The sequence below is a fragment of the Zhenpiania hominis genome (genome assembly GCF_014333425.1).
GTDB lineage: Bacteria > Bacillota > Clostridia > Peptostreptococcales > Anaerovoracaceae > Hominibacterium > Hominibacterium hominis.
Genome location: NZ_JACRYT010000070.1, coordinates 1 through 662 on the forward strand (window position 1 = coordinate 1; position 662 = coordinate 662).

The 662-nt window shown below is 48.5% G+C and carries 1 pseudogene; it reads right to left on the minus strand.

Features of this window, described 5'->3' with window-relative positions:
* Positions 1 to 277 precede the first annotated feature (277 nt).
* A pseudogene (locus tag H9L42_RS16785) lies at positions 278 to 662 on the minus strand (hypothetical protein); the annotation flags it as partial.

The window sequence follows — 662 nt, forward strand, 5'->3', positions numbered from 1 at the left end:
TGTCAAGCATTTTTGAAAATGTCCCAAAAAATCTTTAAGATAGGCCCCGATGGATTCGGGGCTTATCTTTTATGAGAGATTATGCTCCGTGATAATTAAAATATTGACAGCAGGAACCCACAGCTCATGGTTGAGCAGGCTTGCGGGCAGGCTCCGCAGGGATACGGCGTGACGTATCCCTACAAAGCCTGCCGGCACTAACGTGCTAGCCTACCATGGCTGTCCCTGCTGTAAATACATGAAATATCGATCGCATAATCTGGCGTCTCAGCACCTTCTATGCCACAGTGTGATCCTCAAAGTGATGCGGTTGATTTTGAACAAACTTTCGAAACGCGGAGCGCCGCCACGGATGGTTCATAGGTGGGATATATTTCTTTTTTGGCTTCTGAGCAGGCTGCTCCGCATCCAGATTCTTAGAGGAAGGATAGCGTTCCGGTACTTTTTCCAAAGCATAGATCTCCTTGTCATTGACGCAGCAGTACAGGGAGCCGTCAAACGCCTGGATCACCATCGTTTTCGTGCCATTGCGGTAGTGTACCTGCAGACCACGGTTATCCAGCATCCGGTAATGCTGGTTCTGAAATCGGATGCAGTGTCCACAGTCTACCGTGCGTTCGTTTAATACCGCAAGAATCAGATTGATGGTTTCATCTGAGGGT